Source organism: Vibrio sp. Makdt (assembly GCF_027587015.1).
Taxonomy (GTDB): domain Bacteria; phylum Pseudomonadota; class Gammaproteobacteria; order Enterobacterales; family Vibrionaceae; genus Vibrio; species Vibrio chagasii_B.
Window position 1 is genome coordinate 100,606 of record NZ_JAPPTH010000013.1, and the last position, 17,949, is coordinate 118,554.

Below are 17,949 nucleotides of genomic sequence, written 5' to 3' on the forward strand. Positions count from 1 at the left end.
ATGTTTTATTAAAACACCCAAACTCTTTTCCCAACCCAACTTTATTTGAGACAAAAAAAAGCCAGTGTTTGTGCACTGGCTCATACTAATTTACTCAATAAGGTCAAAAACTGATTAGTGGGCTTGATCCCAGTTGTCACCGTGGCCAGCTTCCGCCACCAACGGTACTTCTAGCTCAGCAGCAGATTCCATCAATTCTTGTACTTTACTTTCAATTTCGGCTAAAGATGACTCTTCCACTTCAAATACCAATTCATCGTGTACTTGCATCAGTAGCTTAACTCGACCATCACCTTCCGCTTGAATCCACTCATCAACCAACAACATCGCTTTCTTGATGATGTCTGCCGCTGTGCCCTGCATTGGCGCATTGATCGCCGCACGTTCAGCTGCCTTACGACGCATACCATTACGCGATTGGATTTCAGGTAGGTGCAGACGACGACCGTAAATGGTTTCAACGAAGCCCTGGTCTGAAGCAGCACTACGCGTATCTTCCATGTACTGCATCACACCAGGGTAGCGCTCGAAGTAAGTATCCATGTAGTGCTGTGCTTCACCACGAGGAATACTGAGCTGCTTAGCCAAGCCAAAGGCACTCATGCCGTAGATAAGACCGAAGTTAACCGCTTTAGCACGACGACGTTGCTCAGAAGTCACATCCTCAATATTAACGCCAATGATCTCAGCTGCCGTTGCCGCGTGGATATCTTTTCCTTGTTGGAAAGCTTCCAGAAGTGCTTTATCTCCCGATAGGTGCGCCATGATACGCAATTCAATTTGAGAGTAATCGACCGCTAGAATCTTCCAACCATGCTGTGCAACGAATGCTTGGCGAATACGACGGCCTTCTTCATTACGAATTGGGATATTCTGTAAGTTTGGATCGGTCGAAGACAAACGACCTGTCGCCGTTACCGCTTGATGATACGAGGTGTGAACACGACCCGTTTCCACATTGATCATCTTCGGCAGCTTGTCTGTGTAAGTAGACTTCAGCTTCGCCAGACCGCGATATTCGATGATTAACTTAGGTAGCGGGTAATCTAACGCCAGTTCCTGTAGTACTTCTTCATTAGTTGAAGGCGAGCCAGATGGTGTTTTCTTGATAACAGGCAGGCCCATTTTCTCGAACAGAATCGCTTGTAGCTGTTTCGGCGAGTTCATGTTGAACTCTTGCTCAGCAATCTCGTAAGCTTTTTGTTCTAGCTCATCAAGACGAACCGCAATCTCTTGTGACTGTGCACCTAACAACATGTCATCAACGAATACACCGGTACGTTCAATGCGAGACATGACTGGAATCAGCGGTACTTCGATCTCTTCATAAATCGCTTTTAGCTTTTCGTCTTGCTCGATATTTTCCATCAAGCGGTTATGCAGACGTAGTGTTACGTCAGCATCTTCAGCCGCATATGGAGACGCTTCACCCAACTCAATCTGGTTAAACGTCAGTTGTTTCTTACCTTTGCCCGCAATCTGCTCAAACGAGATACAGCTGTGTTGTAAGAAACGTAGCGCTAAGCTGTCCATGTCATGTTTACCGCCAACGCTATTGAAAACGTAAGACGCTAGCATGGTGTCATGCTTAATGCCTTTCATCTCAATACCGTAGCGCGCTAAAACGCTCATATCGTACTTGAGGTTTTGACCCACTTTAGCCTGTGCATCATCTTCAAGAATCGGTTTCAGCTGTTCTAGTACCCAATCACGATCCAGTTGCTGTGGTGCGTCTAGGTAGTCATGAGCAACCGGTACGTAAGCGGCAACGCCTTCTTCGGTTGCGAATGATAAGCCAACCAGGTTAGCCACCATGTAATCTAGGCTGTCTGTCTCAGTATCAAAAGCAAACACCTCTGCCGCTTTCAACTTCTCTAGCCAAGCGTTGAAACTCTCTTGATCAAGAATAGTTTCGTACTTGCTACGATCAATCGTCACTGCTGAAGTGTTCATTTCAACGGTTGAGGTTGCCGATGCACCACTGCTACGTACAGCGCCAGATTTATCATCGGCTTCAACTACGCCAGTACCGCCCTCAAGAAGCTCATTCAGCCAAGATTTGAAGACCAGTTGACCATATAGCTTAATTAGCTCATCGGTGTTTGGTTGGGTTTTTACGAGTGACTCTGGTGTCTCTTCAAGTTCAACATCCAGTTTAATCGTCGCCAGTTGGTAAGACATTTCAGCGTTGTCTTTATTGTCGATAAGCTTCTTAGCCATCGTCTTAGAACCACGGAAACCAAGCGCTGCAATATCATCTAGGTTTTGGTACAACTTCTCGATGCTACCAATGCCTTGTAGTAAAGCAGTTGCTGTTTTGTCACCAACACCTGGAACGCCGGGAATGTTATCCACTTTATCGCCCATCAGTGCAAGGTAGTCGATAATCAGCTCAGGTGGGATGCCAAACTTCTCTATCACGCCTTCGCGATCCATCACCACGTTGGTCATGGTGTTGATCAAAGTAACGTTGTCATCAACCAGCTGCGCCATATCTTTATCGCCAGTACTGATCAAAACCGGCATGCCCGCTTTAGATGCTTGAGAAGCCAGCGTACCAATCACATCATCCGCTTCAACGCCTGGGATCGAGATAAGTGGTAGACCCATTGCGCGAATCACGCTGTGCAAAGGTTCGATCTGACAACGTAGATCATCCGGCATAGGTGGACGATTAGCCTTGTACTCTGGGTACATGTCATCACGGAACGTCTTTCCTTTTGCATCAAAAATAACCGCAATACGATCAGAAGCAAATTGACGCATCATGCTGCGCAGCATGTTAACTACACCGTAAACCGCGTTAGTCGGGATATCACCATTGCTCATGGTGCCAGGGTAAGCATGAAACGCGCGATATAAGTAAGAAGAGCCATCGATCAGAATCAATGGATTATCAGGAATACGAGCCATAATGTTTGTGTATCCAGTAAGTACAGAAATTATCTGTTAAGAATGCCACGTCTGTTGGTTGGATTCCACGTTGTCGATCCGTATCCGTTCACTCGGTTGTGTTCGATATAATCAATTTGTTGTTATTTTTTGTTCTTAGATATAGGCGTTCTGTGGATAACTCTGTTTATATTATTTATCCACCCTGTTGAGAACTAAGACAAACAGCGCAAAAAACACAAACAAACCATTGAAAATAAAGTAAAAATTTACAGATCGAACAGATGATCAACGATCTTTTTAAGATCTTGCGTTGTGGAAAAGAATGCTGATGGCGTTTTATTCATAAAAATACGTGCCACTAAATATGCATCTTGTTGAAATGGTAGGCATAAAAAAAGCGACACCCGAAGATGTCGCCTAGCAAAAACCGGTAAAGCCATTCAAATTGAATACCACAGCTGTACCTAAAAGCTATAAATTACACTGGAAGCAATGTGAGCAATGTCGTGTCAAAAAGAACTTAGTACAAGTTCGCGAGAATTCTGTTGGGTAACCAAGTTGATACTCGATTACTTAACATCCTTGTGAACATTTCCTCATTCCCTAAGACAGGTTTAATAATAATGATTCTCATTTAATAGTCAACCACTAAATGATAATAAATCTCATTTAATTTCGTTTGACTGATTAATGCCACGAATTCGAGACGTTACTTATGCCGATAGTTGCTTCACGAAATGAATACGATGCTCTCGAATATCCTCTTTTTCTTCCAGTTTTTCGATTTGGTAACCATTCCTCAGTAATAGGCGCAGCATAGCAGGAAACTGATTACGCGATTTCACTTTGAGTTGTTGGTAGCCTTGTTGTTTCACCCACTGCTCTTGCACATCTAATTGAGCCTGTGCGACTCCTTTGTTTCTCGCGAGCGGCGATACACCACCAAACCAACTGTAAAAAGTGTTCGGTTCCAATTCATAGCCGATCTTAAAACCCAGTAGCACGCCCGCTTCTTCCGCGACTAAAATCAAACTCTTTTTGCCTGATAAGCGTTGTGAAAGAGAAGCCACACTCTCTTTTTGAGCAAACTCGTTAATCTGCTCAACAACCGAAACCACTTCTTCCAGTGAACCTTCACGTACGATGACTGACATACTTTCCACCCTCATAAACGAAAGGGTTGGCACGACGGCCAACCCTTTAAACAATCTTTTAGCTTAACCTAAAGTCGTTACTTTTCTCTTAAATGTTCAGCGGCCTTTGCATTGTCTTCAGCTAGCCACTCAGCGACATCTTTAGCAAAGTAAGTTAGGATGCCATCCGCACCAGCACGCTTAAAGCACAGTAGTGATTCCATAACTGTATCGCGCTCTTTCAGCCAGCCATTTTGAATCGCCGCTTTGTGCATCGCGTATTCGCCAGACACTTGGTATGCATACGTCGGAGCTTGCAGCTCATGCTTCACACGACGCACGATATCTAGGTAAGGCATGCCCGGTTTCACCATCACCATGTCCGCACCTTCGTTAAGATCCATAGCGACTTCGTGAATGGCTTCATCACTGTTTGCAGGATCCATCTGGTAGTTCTTCTTGTTACCACCTTTCAGGTTAGACGCACTGCCGACAGCATCACGGAATGGGCCGTAGTAGCACGACGCGTATTTCGCAGAGTACGCCATGATTTGAGTGTGAATATGACCCGCTTCTTCTAACGCTTCACGAATCTTACCGATACGACCATCCATCATATCCGATGGGGCAACCACGTCAGCACCCGCTTCAGCGTGAGAAAGTGCCTGTTTGATCAGCACTTCTGTTGTCTCATCATTCATCACGTAGCCATCTTCATCGATGATGCCATCTTGGCCATGTGTGGTGAACGGGTCTAACGCGACATCTGTGATAACACCAATGTTCGGCACATGTTCTTTTAGTGAACGTACAGCACGCTGAACCAAACCTTCAGAGTTATGGGCTTCAGCCGCGCATAAGCTTTTAGCATCTTGGTTCACGACTGGGAATAGAGCAATCGCAGGAACACCCAATTTAGAAAGGTAATCCGCTTCCTCAAGCATAAGGTCGATCGACAGGCGTTCAACACCCGGCATAGACTCTACAGGCTCGCGGCGGTCTTTACCCATTAGGATAAACATTGGGTAGATTAGATCATCCACAGACAATTGATTTTCTGCCATTAGGCGACGGCTAAAGTCGTGCTTACGCATACGGCGCATACGGCGACCTGGGAATTGACCTTGAATTGAAACAGACACTAGATTCTCCTTGCCTAGTCTAAGTACCGAAATACTTAGATATGAAAAGTGCTAAATACAGGCAAAAGCATATCACTGATGGCTCAGGACGCTAGCAGTAAAATATAAAACCCACTCAAAAACAGGGAGAAATGGCAAAAAATGACCTTCTCCTCACACTGCCGTATACTCATGGCAACTCAGTAAAGACCGCATTCAGGATAAAACAATGATCGACACCCATGCTCATATTTACGCTAGCGAATTCGATGAAGACCGCGAACAGGTAGTGCAGCGCGCACTGGCTCAAGGTATTGATACGATTCTACTACCAAACATCGACCTAGAATCTATCGAGCCAATGCTAGCAACGGAAGCTCAATTTCCGGAAGTATGTCGTTCAATGATGGGCTTACACCCTTGTTATGTGGATGGAAATATTGAAGAAACGCTAAAGACCATTCGCGCTTGGTTCGATAAACGCGACTTTATCGCAGTGGGTGAAATCGGTATCGACCTCTACTGGGATAAAACCTTTAAAGCCGAACAAGAGATGGCTTTCGTTACCCAACTGCAGTGGGCAAAAGAGCTCGACTTGCCGGTGGTGATCCACACTCGCGATTCAATAGAAGAGACCCTGACTCTGCTAAAACAAGAACAAGACGGCAGCTTACGTGGTGTATTTCACTGCTTTGGCAGCAGCCTAGAAGAAGCTCAAGCGATCAATGCGCTCGGCTTCCACCTTGGTTTAGGTGGTGTTTCGACCTTTAAGAATTCAGGTATGGATAAGGTGATACCACACCTAGATATGGACTTCGTTATCTTAGAAACAGACTGCCCTTACTTAGCGCCAGCGCCAAACCGTGGTAAACGCAATGAACCTGCGTACACAGAGCTAGTCGCAAAGCGCATTGCAGACCTAAGAGGCATCACTCTAGAAGAAGTTGAAAAAATTACAACAGACAACGCTAAGTCATTGTTTGATTTATAAATAATGTAGATAACCAATTTCTATTGTTTTCAATAAAATTCATTTGTTAAAACAGGGTGACATGTATATTATCAACCGCCTGCATATAGAGGTAGTTAATAATGTGTGACCACTCACAATACTTACAACGTCAGCATCGAACTCTATGGCATAAAATCTTGGGCATTAAAGAGCTCTATGTATGTCAGAACTGTGGCTATCAGTTGAAAATTCGATAACGAAGAAGAATAAAAAAGCGGCCTAAGGCCGCTTTTTTTATTCTTTGATTTTTGCTGCAGAGCTCTGACTTACGATTCCGCTTCTTCTTCATCAGCATCAGGCTTACGCACATAAAAGCGAGCGAAGAACAGACCGATCTCAAATAGGATACACATTGGAATCGCCAACAGTGTTTGAGAAATCATATCTGGTGGTGTCAGCATCATACCGATAATAAAAGCACCCACGACAATGTAAGGGCGCTTCTCAGCTAGCGCTTTAGGTGTCGTTGCACCCGTCCAACACAATAAGATAATCGCCACTGGTACTTCAAAGGCAATACCAAAAGCAAAGAACAGTGCGAGTACAAAATCGAGATAACTCGATATATCCGTCGCAAACTCTACCTGCCCTAACGAGATAGCCGTAAAGAAGCTGAATACCAATGGGAATACCACGAAGTAAGCAAACGCCACACCACAGTAAAACAACAGAGAACTTGAAGCCAAAAGCGGCATGATCAAGCGCTTCTCATGCTTGTATAAACCCGGAGCCACAAAAGCCCACACCTGATACAAAATAAACGGCACCGCGACAAACACAGCAGCAATTAACGTTAGTTTTAAAGGTGTGAAAAATGGCGATGCAACATCGGTTGCGATCATCGTCGCCCCTTCAGGTAGGCGATCTACCAAAGGTGCTGATACGAATTCATAAATATCATTAGCAAAATAAATTAGCCCGATAAACACGACTAAAACGGCAAGAATCGAACGTAGTAGTCGATTGCGGAGTTCTAGAAGGTGACTAATTAAAGGCTGTGTCTGCTCAGTCGAAGACATTTCAAACCTCTTAAACAGGAAGATCGAAAAGGAGCCGCATGTACCTGGCGACCCCTCCTTGCGAGACTATTCGGCTTTCTTATCTGACGGTGCTGAAGCTTCACTGTTCACCTGAATGGTTTCAGATTCCACAGTTTCCGTGACACTAGGTTTAGTCTCACTTGGCTTATCAGACTCAGGCTTAGCGTATGGACGTTGAACTTCAGCAGCGGCCTGCTTAAGTTCATCGACTGACGCTTTAAGGTCTGGAGATAAATCTTCCATACCCATTTGTTCCGCCTTGCGTAGATTTTCTTGTAGCTCTTGCACCTTAAGCTCGTGAGAAAGTTCATCTTTCACACTGTTTGCCATACTTTTCGCCGAACCCACAAACTTGGATACACTGCGAATTGCTACAGGCAAACGCTCAGGCCCTAGAACCACTAACCCAACGACAGATATTAATACCAGTTCCCAAAAACCGATATCAAACACGATTTACGCCTGCTCTTTGTCTTTCTTTGTTTCAGCAGTCGCTTCTGTCTTCTGCTGTTCAATATTCTTTGGTTCGAAGTCTGCGTCTTTCTTGTCTGCAGGCTTTTCATCATCGCTCATTGCTTTCTTGAAGCCTTTAACCGCTGAACCTAAGTCACCACCCATACCGCGCAGTTTCTTTGTTCCGAATAGCAAAATTACAATTACAGCAATGATTAGAAGTTGCCAAATACTGATACCACCCATTGTCATTGTCCTCGGGTCTGTCTACACAAAAAAATATAAAGAGAGTCTACTGTCTAACGACGGTAAGCTCGCCAACTAAGCAGCCAAAATGTGACACCTGCGATGCCACAGCCCATAGATAGCTGCTCATAAGGGCTTGAAACTAATATTGCGGAGCATACGACTAAAGTGGCTCCAACGCCAAACAAAAACTTTCCAGTTGCTTGCTGACGCTTACTCTCTCGGTAACCTTGGTAAAGCTGATCCATTCTGTGGTTCATCGCTTTACCTTGGCGCAAGCTGTCATAAAGTAACTCTGGCAGCTCTGGCAGTTTTTCTGCCCAGAATGGCGCTCGCTCTTTCACTGCGTTGATCACAGCTTGCGGCCCCACCTGATTCATCATCCAAGTTTCAAGGAAAGGCTTTGCGGTTTCCCACAAGTCGAGTTGTGGATACAACTGACGACCTAACCCTTCAACATACAACAAGGTCTTCTGCAGAAGTACCAACTGAGGCTGAACCTCCATGTTGAAACGTCTTGCTGTATTAAATAAGTTTAGCAACACATGGCCAAATGAGATCTCACCCAGTGGCTTAGCAAAGATCGGCTCACACACCATGCGGATCGCGAACTCGAAATCGTTCACATTGGTATCGTGCGGTACCCAGCCCGAATCAACGTGCAGTTCTGCGACTTTACGATAATCTCGGTTGAAGAAAGCCAGCAAGTTTTCAGCTAAATAACGCTTATCTTCACTGTTGAGTGTGCCGACAATGCCACAATCGAGGCCAATCCACTGAGGGTTGTCTGGATTCTCTGGGTTAACGAAGACGTTCCCCGGGTGCATGTCGGCATGGAAAAAGCTGTCTCGGAACACTTGGGTGAAAAATACTGTCACACCACGTTCCGCCAGCAGTTTCATGTTGGTGCCGTTGGCTTTTAAGGTCTCGACATCTGATACCTGAATACCATAAATACGCTCTGATACCATCAAGGTTTCGCTGCTTAAATCAGGAATCACCTCAGGAACGTATAGCTCTTCGCTGCCTTCAAAATTACGACGCAGTTGAATGGCATTTGCAGCCTCTCGGCGTAGGTCCAATTCATCAAGTAAGGTTTTTTCGTACTCGTGAACCACCTCAACCGGTCTTAAACGACGTGCTTCAGGAAGCGACTTAGCGACTATACTCGCCATTCGATGCATCAGTTTTAGATCTGCATCAATCACCGGGCGAATATCTGGTCGAATTACCTTCAGAACTACCTCTCGGCCGTTCTCTTTTAATTTCGCGGTATGTACCTGAGCAATAGACGCTGAAGCAAGCGGTGTAATATCGAAGTCAGTAAACCAGTTGTCTAAACTGCCACCCAGTGCCTTCTCCATATCTTGCTTAGCCAGTTCACCATCAAACGGCGCCACTTGGTCTTGCAGCAATGCCAACTGGTCGGCGATATGAGGGGGGAACAGATCACGACGTGTCGACATCATCTGTCCAAACTTGATCCACACCGGACCTAGCTCTTGCAAAGCCAGACGTAGACGATGCCCTAACTCTTTATCTTTGTGCTTGTTCTTAATCCAAAACAGTGACTTTCTCGCCAATAGAGGCGCTTTGGTCAATTGGTGTTCTGGCATCAATTCATCAAGGCCATATTCCAACTGTACCTTGATAATATGATAAAGACGTTTCAGTTCTGTTGGGGTCATGCTTTCTCCAACAGAGCGTTCAACTTAGCTTCAAGGCGTGCAGCTGAGCTTTTCACGTCGTCAACCTGATCGCAAAAATGTGCCACCTCTAATGGCGCTGGAGCGATCTTCCACTCTTCAGTCAGAACCTGAGCGAAGTGGTTTTGATGTTTGGTCGCTTGCTTAGCCACAAGGCCACCAACATTCTTAACGCCTTGGACCAAGGTATGAGCCACCACATCACCTGTCACGCGAGACAACCACTCTTCCAAGTCAGGTTTGCAGTCTGTCATCAGCTGAGAAAACTTCTGTGCCAACTGAATATCACCTTCCAAAATCAACTTATCTTGCTTGATAAGCTTAGTGATATTCGATTGCTCACGCAGTTCAGGTAACACGGATAGGTTCAAAGATAAGTAGCAATCAGGTTGCCCTTCGTATTCTGACAACACATCAATTTGTTGGCTGAAAACGAACGTAAGTGTTTTATTCAACTCTTTCAAATTGACTTGAATGATCTGCCCTTTTAAACGAGACAAACGACGAACCAGTGCTGGGTCATCGTTTACTAGCGTATTCAAAGAGGTTTCAATAACCGCGGTTACCAATGGATCAAATGGCATGACTGTCCTTACCTTTGAAAACGGATAAGCCTTAACCTATCCGTTCTATCTTTAATTCTTATTTTCTATCTAACACGCTCAAAGCACTTGCTACCAAGTTCAACTAGAACTTGTAACCTCGGTGCAGCGCAACAATGCCGCCCGTTAGGTTGTAGTATTTCGTATTCTCAAAACCGGCTTCTTGCATCATGCCTTCCAGCGTTTCTTGGTCTGGGTGCATGCGGATAGATTCTGCAAGGTAACGGTAGCTGTCTGCATCGTTAGCAATCAACTCACCCATTTTTGGCAATAGGTGGAATGAGTACGCATCGTACACTTTAGAAAGTGGCTCAAGCACTGGCTTAGAAAACTCTAAAACCAATAGACGACCGCCCGGCTTAAGCACGCGGTACATAGAGCGCAGTGCTTTATCTTTATCAGTTACGTTACGCAGACAGAAGCTGATGGTAATGCAATCGAAGTAGTTGTCTGGGAAAGGCAACTCTTCAGCATTCGCTTGTACGTAATGTACGTTGCCAACAATACCGCTATCACGCAGTTTATCGCGGCCAACATTCAGCATTGAATTGTTGATATCAGCAAGAACTACGTGGCCTTTTTCACCAACGATGCGCGAGAATTTCGCCGTCAGGTCACCAGTACCACCACCAAGGTCTAGAATACGCTGACCAGGGCGAACGCCACTGCAATCAATCGTGAATCGTTTCCACAAACGGTGAACACCACCCGACATTAAGTCATTCATGATGTCGTATTTAGCGGCTACAGAGTGAAATACCTCTGCTACTTTCGCGACTTTTTCGTCTTTCGCGACTGTTTCGAAACCAAAGTGTGTGGTTTCTGACTCTACTGCTGAATTTGTCTGCACGCTTGTGTCCATAATGCTGTTATCTACCATGGTAAGTTCTCATCGACAGCGCACTCTGTGTTTAGAGGCGCTGCGGCCGATTAGTTTACTTTATCCTCAGCGGGTTGTCTTTCTACTAAGGAGGCATTTTCTGAAAAAGCCTCATTTTGCGCCATTTCTGTCAAGCCAATAGAGATAGGTTTCTTCACCTCAACGCCTAATTGCTTGAAGCTTTCCGCCTGACGAATCACGTTACCTCGGCCTGTTACCAGCTTATTCATGGCGCCTTGATAGCTTTGGTTCGCCCTATCTAGCGAGCTGCCAAGGCCTTCCATATCATCGACAAAGAGGCGTAGCTTGTCGTAAAGCTTGCTTGCGCGTTCGGCAATCACCTGAGCGTTCTGGTTTTGCCTTTCATTGCGCCACAAGTTATCAATGGTACGCAGTGCCACCAGCAAGGTGGTTGGGCTAACCAAAATAATGTTTTGCTCCATCGCGTCTTTCACCAAGCTAGGGTCAGCCTGAATCGCCACTTGGAATGCAGGCTCGACCGGAATAAACATCAACACGTAATCCAAGCTTTGGATGCCTTTGAGCTGATGATAATCCTTCTGGCTCAGTCCTTTGATGTGCGCTCTCAGTGAGACCAAGTGATCACGCAATGCGGCATCACGCTGTTGATCGGTTTCGGCATTGAAGTAGCGTTCAAACGCAACCAACGCCATTTTTGAATCCACGACCACTTGCTTATCTTGCGGCAAGTGGACAATCACATCCGGTTGATAACGCTTACCAGCATCGTTTTGTAGATTCACTTGCGTTTGGTATTCATGTCCTTCTCGCAGGCCAGACTCAGCAAGCACACGAGCCAATACTACTTCACCCCAGTTACCTTGTTGCTTGTTATCACCCTTGAGCGCTTGAGTTAGGTTAACCGCTTCGCGAGTCATACTTTCATTAAGGCGCTGTAGATTCTTCAGTTCATGCACCAAGGTGTGACGCTCTTTGGCTTCTTGGCTAAAGCTGTCATTAACCTGCTTCTTAAAGCCTTCTAATTGCTCTCTTAACGGTGAGAGTAGCCCCTCTAGGCTCTGCTTGTTTTGTTGGTCGACCTTAGCGGTTTTGGTTTCAAACAGCTGATTGGCAAGATGCTCAAACTGCTGCTTCAGGCGTGATTCAGCCTGCTCTAACAATTGCAGCTTTTCGCTATTGGCAAGATTTTCTTGATCGTGCCTTGCTTCTTGCTCACGCAGTTCAGCCTCCAACTCAGATTTATGATCTTTCAACACATTGATCTCATCAGCGTACTGCTGGCGTTCTTGTTTGACCGCTTCGAAATAGCGAAGCTTTTCCATCGCAGCCATCACCTTGCCGTGCGCTTGTTTAAGCTCGAATGCGGCTTTGTCTCGCTCATCATCTAGCTCATCGAGCTCTTGTTGCGCCTCTGCAAGTGAGGACTTGAGCTGTGACTGCTGTGATTCATGCAACAAACGATCAGACTCAAGTTGCTGCTCGAGCAATCGCTGCTGAAAAGAGAGTTTCTGTTTAACCCACCAACCCACGACGCCGCCACTGACGAGTGCGCCAGAAATTGCAGCAATAAGCGTTGCCTGATGTTCGATAATCCATTGCATGATAATGATTTAGCCTAATTGGAAATAACTCATTAAATGGTATTTTGATACTGGATAAATGTCCAGTTTGCCGTATTAAAATTCGACAGATAGACTAAGCGCTCCGTATTCAGTCCCACCCAATTAGAATGAGTTGCCATGAACGAACGTCGTGCCTTGGGCTTTGGCCTTTCCGCAGTACTGCTGTGGTCAACGGTCGCTACTGCTTTTAAGCTGACCCTTGCTGAGTTTTCACCTATCCAAATGCTGACCATTGCCAGCATTGTGTCGTCGATTGCGTTGATCGCGGTCTGCGCCTTTCAAGGTAAGCTTTCTCAGCTAAGCACAACATTCCTATCAAACCCTTGGTACTACCTACTGCTTGGTTTGGTTAACCCACTGGCCTACTATCTGATTCTCTTCAAAGCATACGACCTGCTGCCAGCTTCTCAAGCTCAGGCCATCAACTACAGCTGGGCTATCACGCTAACGCTGATGGCAGCCGTTTTTCTGGGGCAAAAGATTCGCAAGCAAGATTGGGTGGCTTGTACCTTCAGTTATGCGGGTGTGGTTGTAATTGCTACCAAAGGCGATGTACTAGGCATGCAGTTCGATAGCCCACTTGGTGTGGCATTAGCTCTACTTTCAACTCTACTTTGGGCGGGCTACTGGATTCTCAACACCAAAAACAAGGCTGACCCTGTGGTAGGTGTACTGCTTGGGTTCTTAGTGGCGCTGCCCTTCGCAATTGGTTTAACCGTTTACGAGGGCGAGAGCTTTAGCCAAATCACAGCGAAAGGTTGGATGGCAGTGACTTACGTAGGCCTGTTTGAGATGGGGATTACCTTTGTATTGTGGCTATCAGCATTGAAGCTCACCAACAACACGGCCCGTATCAGTAACCTGATTTTCGCATCACCTTTTATCTCTTTGATGCTACTTTCCACCATTATCGGCGAAGAAATTCACCCATCAACCCTGTTTGGTTTAGTGCTGATTATTGCTGGTTTGGTGATTCAACAAATCAAAGTAAGTAAATAGATCGGGCTCATTATAAAACATAGCTTTCTAACCTCTTCTCTTGATAAACATTGTTAGGTGCCGACCTTCTCAAGGCTGGCACCTAAAATCGCGAACTATCCACTTCTTTGCCCCTCAACTACCCCCTCTATCTCATTGAGAAAAAATAAAATCACAACCTAAGTAACAAGGCTGAACAAAAAAATTTACCTTTACTGCATCCAATCGATGAGCTCTTGCGTCTCTTGTAAGCATTTTGAGTTTAGATTAGGAGAAAAGATGCAACTTAAACTAACTACTGTAGGCCTAAGCATACTGATTGCGAGCACTTCAGCACTCGCCTCACCCCAACTTGATTCAGACATCACCCATCAACCTCAAGATGGAGAAATCAATATCTATGGCCCAGGAGGCCCCGACACCGCTCTTCGTCGTGCCGCAGAAGCTTTCAGTAAAAAAAGTAAGGGGACGGTAAACGTGATCGCTGGGCCTGAATCAAAGTGGACGAAAGACGCACAGCAAAATGCTGACCTAATCTTTGGAGCCTCGGAACAATCCATGAGTGCTTTTGTTGAAACCTACCCCTTTATTACCGATCAAGATGTAGAGCCAGTGTACTTGCGCCGTGCAGTGATTGCGGTCCCAAAAGGGAACCCAAAAAATATCAACGGGATTAAAGACCTACTCGAAAAACCAGCACGAATAGTCGTGACTGAAGGTTTAGGGGTTTACAACACTTCCGGTACAGGCGTTTGGGAAGACGTCGCAGGGCGCACAGGTTCACTGGCTGACGTACAGAACTTTCGCAAAAAAATCATTGCTTACGCTAAAGGCAGCGGAGCAAGTTTCAAAGCTTTTCAACAGCAAAAGGCTGATGCGTGGATCACTTGGATTCACTGGCCACTCAACCATGCCGATAAAGTCGACTATGTAGAAATTGAGCCAGAAAGACGTATCTACCGAGATCTCACCCTAGCAAAGGCAAAAGGTGCAGATCCACAAACTCAAGCTTTCATTGATTTCGTTAACAGCAGTGAGGGAGAAACCTTTTTCACTCGCGAAGGTTGGACTCGTTAATAAGGAAAACGACTGTGAATAAACTACTATTTTCGGCATTACTGGTCACCTCAACTAGCTTTGCTACGCCAACAACAACTACGTCAGTTGGAGAGGTGTACACCGATGCCTCAGGAAAATCACTTTACACCTTTAGCAAAGATACAGTTGGAAAATCTGTATGTACTGACCAATGTGAGAAGTTATGGCCACCTGTTCTAGTAACCGCACAATCCAGCGAGCACTTCGGTACGCAAGCAGACTTCAGCCAAATAACAAGAGAAGACGGCAACAAACAATGGGCTTTGAACGGAAAACCACTTTATCGCTGGCTTAAAGACTCTCAGAAAGGAGAGATCACAGGTGCAGGCATCAAAGGCGTTTGGCCGCTAGCCCGAGCGGATGATGTCACCATCAGACTGTTCAATGGTGGTAAGCAACGTTATCTGGTCGATAGCCATAATCAGACCCTTTATACCTTTGATAAAGATAAGTCTAACCAATCCGTTTGCTACGATGATTGCGCCTCTAAGTGGCCACCTGCTCTTGTGGATACAGAGATAACTCAAAAGGGGATAGAAAATATAAAGCTGACGGGAAGATTTGGGGTGACTCAGCGCAACGACGACTCATATCAATGGACATATCACAACAAACCACTTTATCGTTGGATAAAAGACCAAAAGCCCGGCGACACTAGCGGCAATGGCGTAAAACAAGTCTGGCACATTGTAGAACAATAATGAGGAAAGCGTGAACACCGATAAACATAAGATAGGTTTACTGCTTTCCCAAGTAGCGCTTCGAGATCAAGCTGCGTTCGAAGCGCTATACCAGTTGACCAGTACCCGGCTTTTCAACGTTATCCTCGGCGTCGTTAAAGACGAACACGTTGCAGCAGATATACTCCAAGAGGGGTTTGTAAAGCTCTGGTACAACAACCAGCAATATCCAGTAAATCACCCTTGGGCTTGGTTATGCCAAAGTATGAGAAACCTCGCTATAGATGAAATTAGAAAGCGGAACAATCGAGGGGAAGAACAACTGGTAAAGCCACCAGAAGAGGTCGCGCTCGAAGTAACATCTGACTCAGGAACCAACTTATCATATTGCCTAAACTCGCTCGCTGAAGAAAAAAGGAATGCGATTATCTTGGCCTATCAGCACGGGATGAGTCATCAAGAGATCGTCCACCATGTGAGCACTCCACTTGGTACAGTGAAATCGTGGATTCGCCGAGGTTTACAGGAGCTAAAACGATGCCTAACCAATTAAAAAACGCACGTTATCAAAATCAAGAGCTAAGGGATAAACTCGCCGGCGAATACGTTCTGGGAACATTAACGCCACTCGTACGAAAGAGATTGGAAACGCTCATGCGATCAGATCCCACTTGGTGGGAACACATCGACCTTTGGCATCAGCATTTGTCTAACTTAAACCCAGCAGTCGACATGGCACATTCTGAAGGCAACTTGAAATCTCCGCCACGCCAAGTATGGAAAAACATCGCATCCCAAACAATCAAACAATCGAAGCAGACTCAAACTATGCGTTGGTGGTGGCTCCCTATTAGCATGGCTTTTTCTCTGCTCATAGGGTTGTCGCTACAACCTTTTGTATCACCAACCTCGCAACCAACAGAAATCGCACAGGTGCGCCCTATTAGTTACTTAGCCATGATGTCTTCTGAGAGCCAAAAAGACCATTTTGCTTTGGTCGCCTATCAAGGAGAAAAGCCCGGGCAATCAAGTATCCGCATGCAGCGAAATCGCGCGATGGCGAAAGTACCTATGGATAGAGCAATGGTGTGGATGAGAGATGGAAATACCGGTGAGCTCAAACTCATTGATAGCCTAGAAAATGTAAATAACGTCCGCTATATGTCGCCAACTGAGTGGCAAACGCTTAAAAACAGTTCTGAACTGCTAGTGACCGCTAATCGCAACCCAAACAGTGAGATTTTATATCGAGGGCGTTGTGTTGAACTAAGCAACCCACCAACAAGCAAAGCATCATAAGCCCTTAGCTTTCGGCAAAGTCTAATACGGTATTAAACAGCAGCGATGGTCGTCATTATGAGTCCATCGCTGTTGCGTATAAATTGTTAGCTGTTTAGGCACAATATAGTTTGTACACTAAATTAGTTTTGGAACAATAAAATTTGTACACTATCTTATCCAATGCCGAGCTTTCTAATCAGGTAAACTACACTAGCAAGGAACAAGCATCTTCACGTCAAAATCATGGATAGCCTTATCCCATAAGACTTTGGAGTTGAAAATCTTTACTTGAGTTCTCTTCTTAATGTATTTGTCAAATGACTTAAAATCATCGTCAAATACAAGCCTCGCACAGTCCCAAAAAGCCTCCAAAGGCACAAAATCCGACTTCCCATAATAATAATTTCGAAGCGCTGTCCTATTTTGAGCATAAGGCGTTAGTTGTCCAAAAGGCGTTTTTGATGCTTTATCTAAATACTCTGTTGAGGATATGTTTAGCGCACATGCAATAATTTTCACTATTAAATCTTTAGAAAACATAGGATAGCCTTTCATAAACAATTCATACTCTGTAACAAAAGGCTTTTTCCAACTGTCTTCATAGCTCACCATATCGCTAAATGAACCTTCCTCTAACATGCTGGCGTTACAAAGCTGACACTTTCCATTGAAAGTCGAATATAACATTTGAATTGTTTTATAGTGCTTTGCACCACATCGATTACAGAAAAGCCTTTTCATAGGAACCTGGTGAGTTCTGCATACATCATAACCACCTAACATCCATACTGTATCGAACCAAAAGAAGCCATGTTCAACAAGTCTATCTTTTAAACATTTATAGCAAAACTTAAAACGACCAGATCCAGAAAAAACAGAGTGAAACTTCCTAGGTAAAACCTTATGAGTATGCTCAATATTAGCCCCGTAGCAATTATCTAGAACTCTCACATATAGCTCTATAGGAAATGTTGGAGAGTATGCCCATAAGGGGGTATGTCGAAAGTAAATATCATCCAAAGATTCATTATGTTGTGAGAAAGATTTCGCCTCATCGACACCGAAAAATGGAAGTAATCGCCACTCTAACGTAAGCCTATGCATAACTTTCTCATGGTCTTTGTTAGTCAGCGGGATCCCTAAAACTATTTTTCTTCGCAGGTAAAAGCTCGACAATAGCTCGCCTTTCATAATGAGCAACATTTAGCCCTCCACAATGA

17 protein-coding genes are annotated in these 17,949 nt (G+C 45.0%); 6 read left to right on the forward strand and 11 right to left on the reverse strand.

Features of this window, described 5'->3' with window-relative positions; all coding sequences use genetic code 11:
* Positions 1-114: 114 nt before the first annotated feature.
* From polA to hemB, 3 genes are all read right to left on the reverse strand, one after another.
* Positions 115-2,913 (reverse strand): DNA polymerase I, encoded by a 2,799-nt coding sequence (gene polA, locus OH460_RS16825; protein ID WP_269998841.1) that lies wholly within the window; start codon positions 2,911-2,913, stop codon positions 115-117.
* A gap of 695 nt (positions 2,914-3,608) precedes the next feature.
* Positions 3,609-4,049 (reverse strand): GNAT family N-acetyltransferase, encoded by a 441-nt coding sequence (locus OH460_RS16830; protein WP_269998843.1) that lies wholly within the window; start codon positions 4,047-4,049, stop codon positions 3,609-3,611.
* Between the two features lie 77 nt (positions 4,050-4,126).
* Entirely contained in the window at positions 4,127-5,170 is a 1,044-nt protein-coding gene (hemB, locus tag OH460_RS16835; protein ID WP_004741486.1) for a porphobilinogen synthase, read from the reverse strand.
* A 208-nt stretch (positions 5,171-5,378) separates the two neighbouring features.
* On the opposite strand from hemB, the gene OH460_RS16840 reads away from it, so the two are divergent.
* Complete coding sequence (locus tag OH460_RS16840) at positions 5,379-6,140, forward strand: TatD family hydrolase (protein WP_269998847.1); 762 nt, start codon at positions 5,379-5,381, stop codon at positions 6,138-6,140.
* A 287-nt stretch (positions 6,141-6,427) separates the two neighbouring features.
* On the opposite strand, the gene tatC is transcribed toward OH460_RS16840, so the two are convergent.
* The 7 genes from tatC to rmuC form a co-directional block, all read right to left on the reverse strand.
* On the reverse strand, positions 6,428-7,180 hold the full coding sequence (tatC, locus tag OH460_RS16845) for a twin-arginine translocase subunit TatC (protein WP_102425553.1): 753 nt from the start codon (positions 7,178-7,180) through the stop codon (positions 6,428-6,430).
* A 66-nt stretch (positions 7,181-7,246) separates the two neighbouring features.
* Positions 7,247-7,654 (reverse strand): Sec-independent protein translocase protein TatB, encoded by a 408-nt coding sequence (gene tatB / locus OH460_RS16850; RefSeq protein WP_269998850.1) that lies wholly within the window; start codon positions 7,652-7,654, stop codon positions 7,247-7,249.
* A gap of 3 nt (positions 7,655-7,657) precedes the next feature.
* On the reverse strand, positions 7,658-7,900 hold the full coding sequence (gene tatA / locus OH460_RS16855; RefSeq protein WP_008218506.1) for a Sec-independent protein translocase subunit TatA: 243 nt from the start codon (positions 7,898-7,900) through the stop codon (positions 7,658-7,660).
* A gap of 53 nt (positions 7,901-7,953) precedes the next feature.
* Positions 7,954-9,588 carry a ubiquinone biosynthesis regulatory protein kinase UbiB gene (ubiB, locus tag OH460_RS16860; RefSeq protein ID WP_102425552.1) on the reverse strand — a complete coding sequence of 545 codons (1,635 nt, stop codon included), beginning with the start codon at positions 9,586-9,588 and terminating at the stop codon, positions 7,954-7,956.
* Complete coding sequence (locus tag OH460_RS16865; RefSeq protein WP_004740977.1) at positions 9,585-10,190, reverse strand: ubiquinone biosynthesis accessory factor UbiJ; 606 nt, start codon at positions 10,188-10,190, stop codon at positions 9,585-9,587. The genes ubiB and OH460_RS16865 overlap by 4 nt, the downstream gene beginning before the upstream one ends.
* Before the next feature lie 103 nt (positions 10,191-10,293).
* On the reverse strand, positions 10,294-11,073 hold the full coding sequence (gene ubiE, locus OH460_RS16870; RefSeq protein WP_032554326.1) for a bifunctional demethylmenaquinone methyltransferase/2-methoxy-6-polyprenyl-1,4-benzoquinol methylase UbiE: 780 nt from the start codon (positions 11,071-11,073) through the stop codon (positions 10,294-10,296).
* A gap of 65 nt (positions 11,074-11,138) precedes the next feature.
* Positions 11,139-12,671: a DNA recombination protein RmuC gene (gene rmuC / locus OH460_RS16875; protein WP_269998853.1), complete on the reverse strand. Its 1,533-nt coding sequence runs from the start codon at positions 12,669-12,671 to the stop codon at positions 11,139-11,141.
* Positions 12,672-12,809: 138 nt separating this feature from the next.
* On the opposite strand from rmuC, the gene OH460_RS16880 reads away from it, so the two are divergent.
* From OH460_RS16880 to OH460_RS16900, 5 genes are all read left to right on the forward strand, one after another.
* Entirely contained in the window at positions 12,810-13,691 is an 882-nt protein-coding gene (locus OH460_RS16880) for a DMT family transporter (RefSeq protein WP_269998855.1), read from the forward strand.
* A gap of 258 nt (positions 13,692-13,949) precedes the next feature.
* Positions 13,950-14,747, forward strand: a complete 798-nt coding sequence (locus OH460_RS16885) for a substrate-binding domain-containing protein (RefSeq protein ID WP_269998857.1) — start codon at positions 13,950-13,952, stop codon at positions 14,745-14,747.
* 14 nt (positions 14,748-14,761) lie between these two features.
* Positions 14,762-15,469, forward strand: coding sequence for a hypothetical protein (locus OH460_RS16890; RefSeq protein WP_269998858.1), 708 nt, complete (start codon positions 14,762-14,764; stop codon positions 15,467-15,469).
* Positions 15,470-15,479: 10 nt separating this feature from the next.
* Entirely contained in the window at positions 15,480-16,001 is a 522-nt protein-coding gene (locus OH460_RS16895; RefSeq protein WP_269998860.1) for an RNA polymerase sigma factor, read from the forward strand.
* Positions 15,986-16,747 carry a hypothetical protein gene (locus OH460_RS16900; RefSeq protein WP_333482711.1) on the forward strand — a complete coding sequence of 254 codons (762 nt, stop codon included), beginning with the start codon at positions 15,986-15,988 and terminating at the stop codon, positions 16,745-16,747. Before OH460_RS16895 ends, OH460_RS16900 begins: the two co-directional genes overlap by 16 nt.
* Before the next feature lie 192 nt (positions 16,748-16,939).
* Here OH460_RS16900 and OH460_RS16905 read toward each other — a convergent pair whose 3' ends face one another.
* On the reverse strand, positions 16,940-17,932 hold the full coding sequence (locus OH460_RS16905) for a hypothetical protein (protein WP_269998865.1): 993 nt from the start codon (positions 17,930-17,932) through the stop codon (positions 16,940-16,942).
* Positions 17,933-17,949 lie beyond the last annotated feature (17 nt).

Coding starts and splice junctions, on each gene's coding strand:
- tatA (WP_008218506.1), bottom strand. CDS start 7,900: ATGGGTGGTATCAGTATTTGGCAACTTCTAATCATTGCTGTAATTGTA.
- rmuC (WP_269998853.1), bottom strand. CDS start 12,671: ATGCAATGGATTATCGAACATCAGGCAACGCTTATTGCTGCAATTTCT.
- OH460_RS16880 (WP_269998855.1), top strand. CDS start 12,810: ATGAACGAACGTCGTGCCTTGGGCTTTGGCCTTTCCGCAGTACTGCTG.
- OH460_RS16885 (WP_269998857.1), top strand. CDS start 13,950: ATGCAACTTAAACTAACTACTGTAGGCCTAAGCATACTGATTGCGAGC.
- tatC (WP_102425553.1), bottom strand. CDS start 7,180: ATGTCTTCGACTGAGCAGACACAGCCTTTAATTAGTCACCTTCTAGAA.
- OH460_RS16830 (WP_269998843.1), bottom strand. CDS start 4,049: ATGTCAGTCATCGTACGTGAAGGTTCACTGGAAGAAGTGGTTTCGGTT.
- OH460_RS16840 (WP_269998847.1), top strand. CDS start 5,379: ATGATCGACACCCATGCTCATATTTACGCTAGCGAATTCGATGAAGAC.
- polA (WP_269998841.1), bottom strand. CDS start 2,913: ATGGCTCGTATTCCTGATAATCCATTGATTCTGATCGATGGCTCTTCT.
- OH460_RS16905 (WP_269998865.1), bottom strand. CDS start 17,932: ATGTTGCTCATTATGAAAGGCGAGCTATTGTCGAGCTTTTACCTGCGA.
- ubiB (WP_102425552.1), bottom strand. CDS start 9,588: ATGACCCCAACAGAACTGAAACGTCTTTATCATATTATCAAGGTACAG.
- OH460_RS16900 (WP_333482711.1), top strand. CDS start 15,986: ATGCCTAACCAATTAAAAAACGCACGTTATCAAAATCAAGAGCTAAGG.
- OH460_RS16865 (WP_004740977.1), bottom strand. CDS start 10,190: ATGCCATTTGATCCATTGGTAACCGCGGTTATTGAAACCTCTTTGAAT.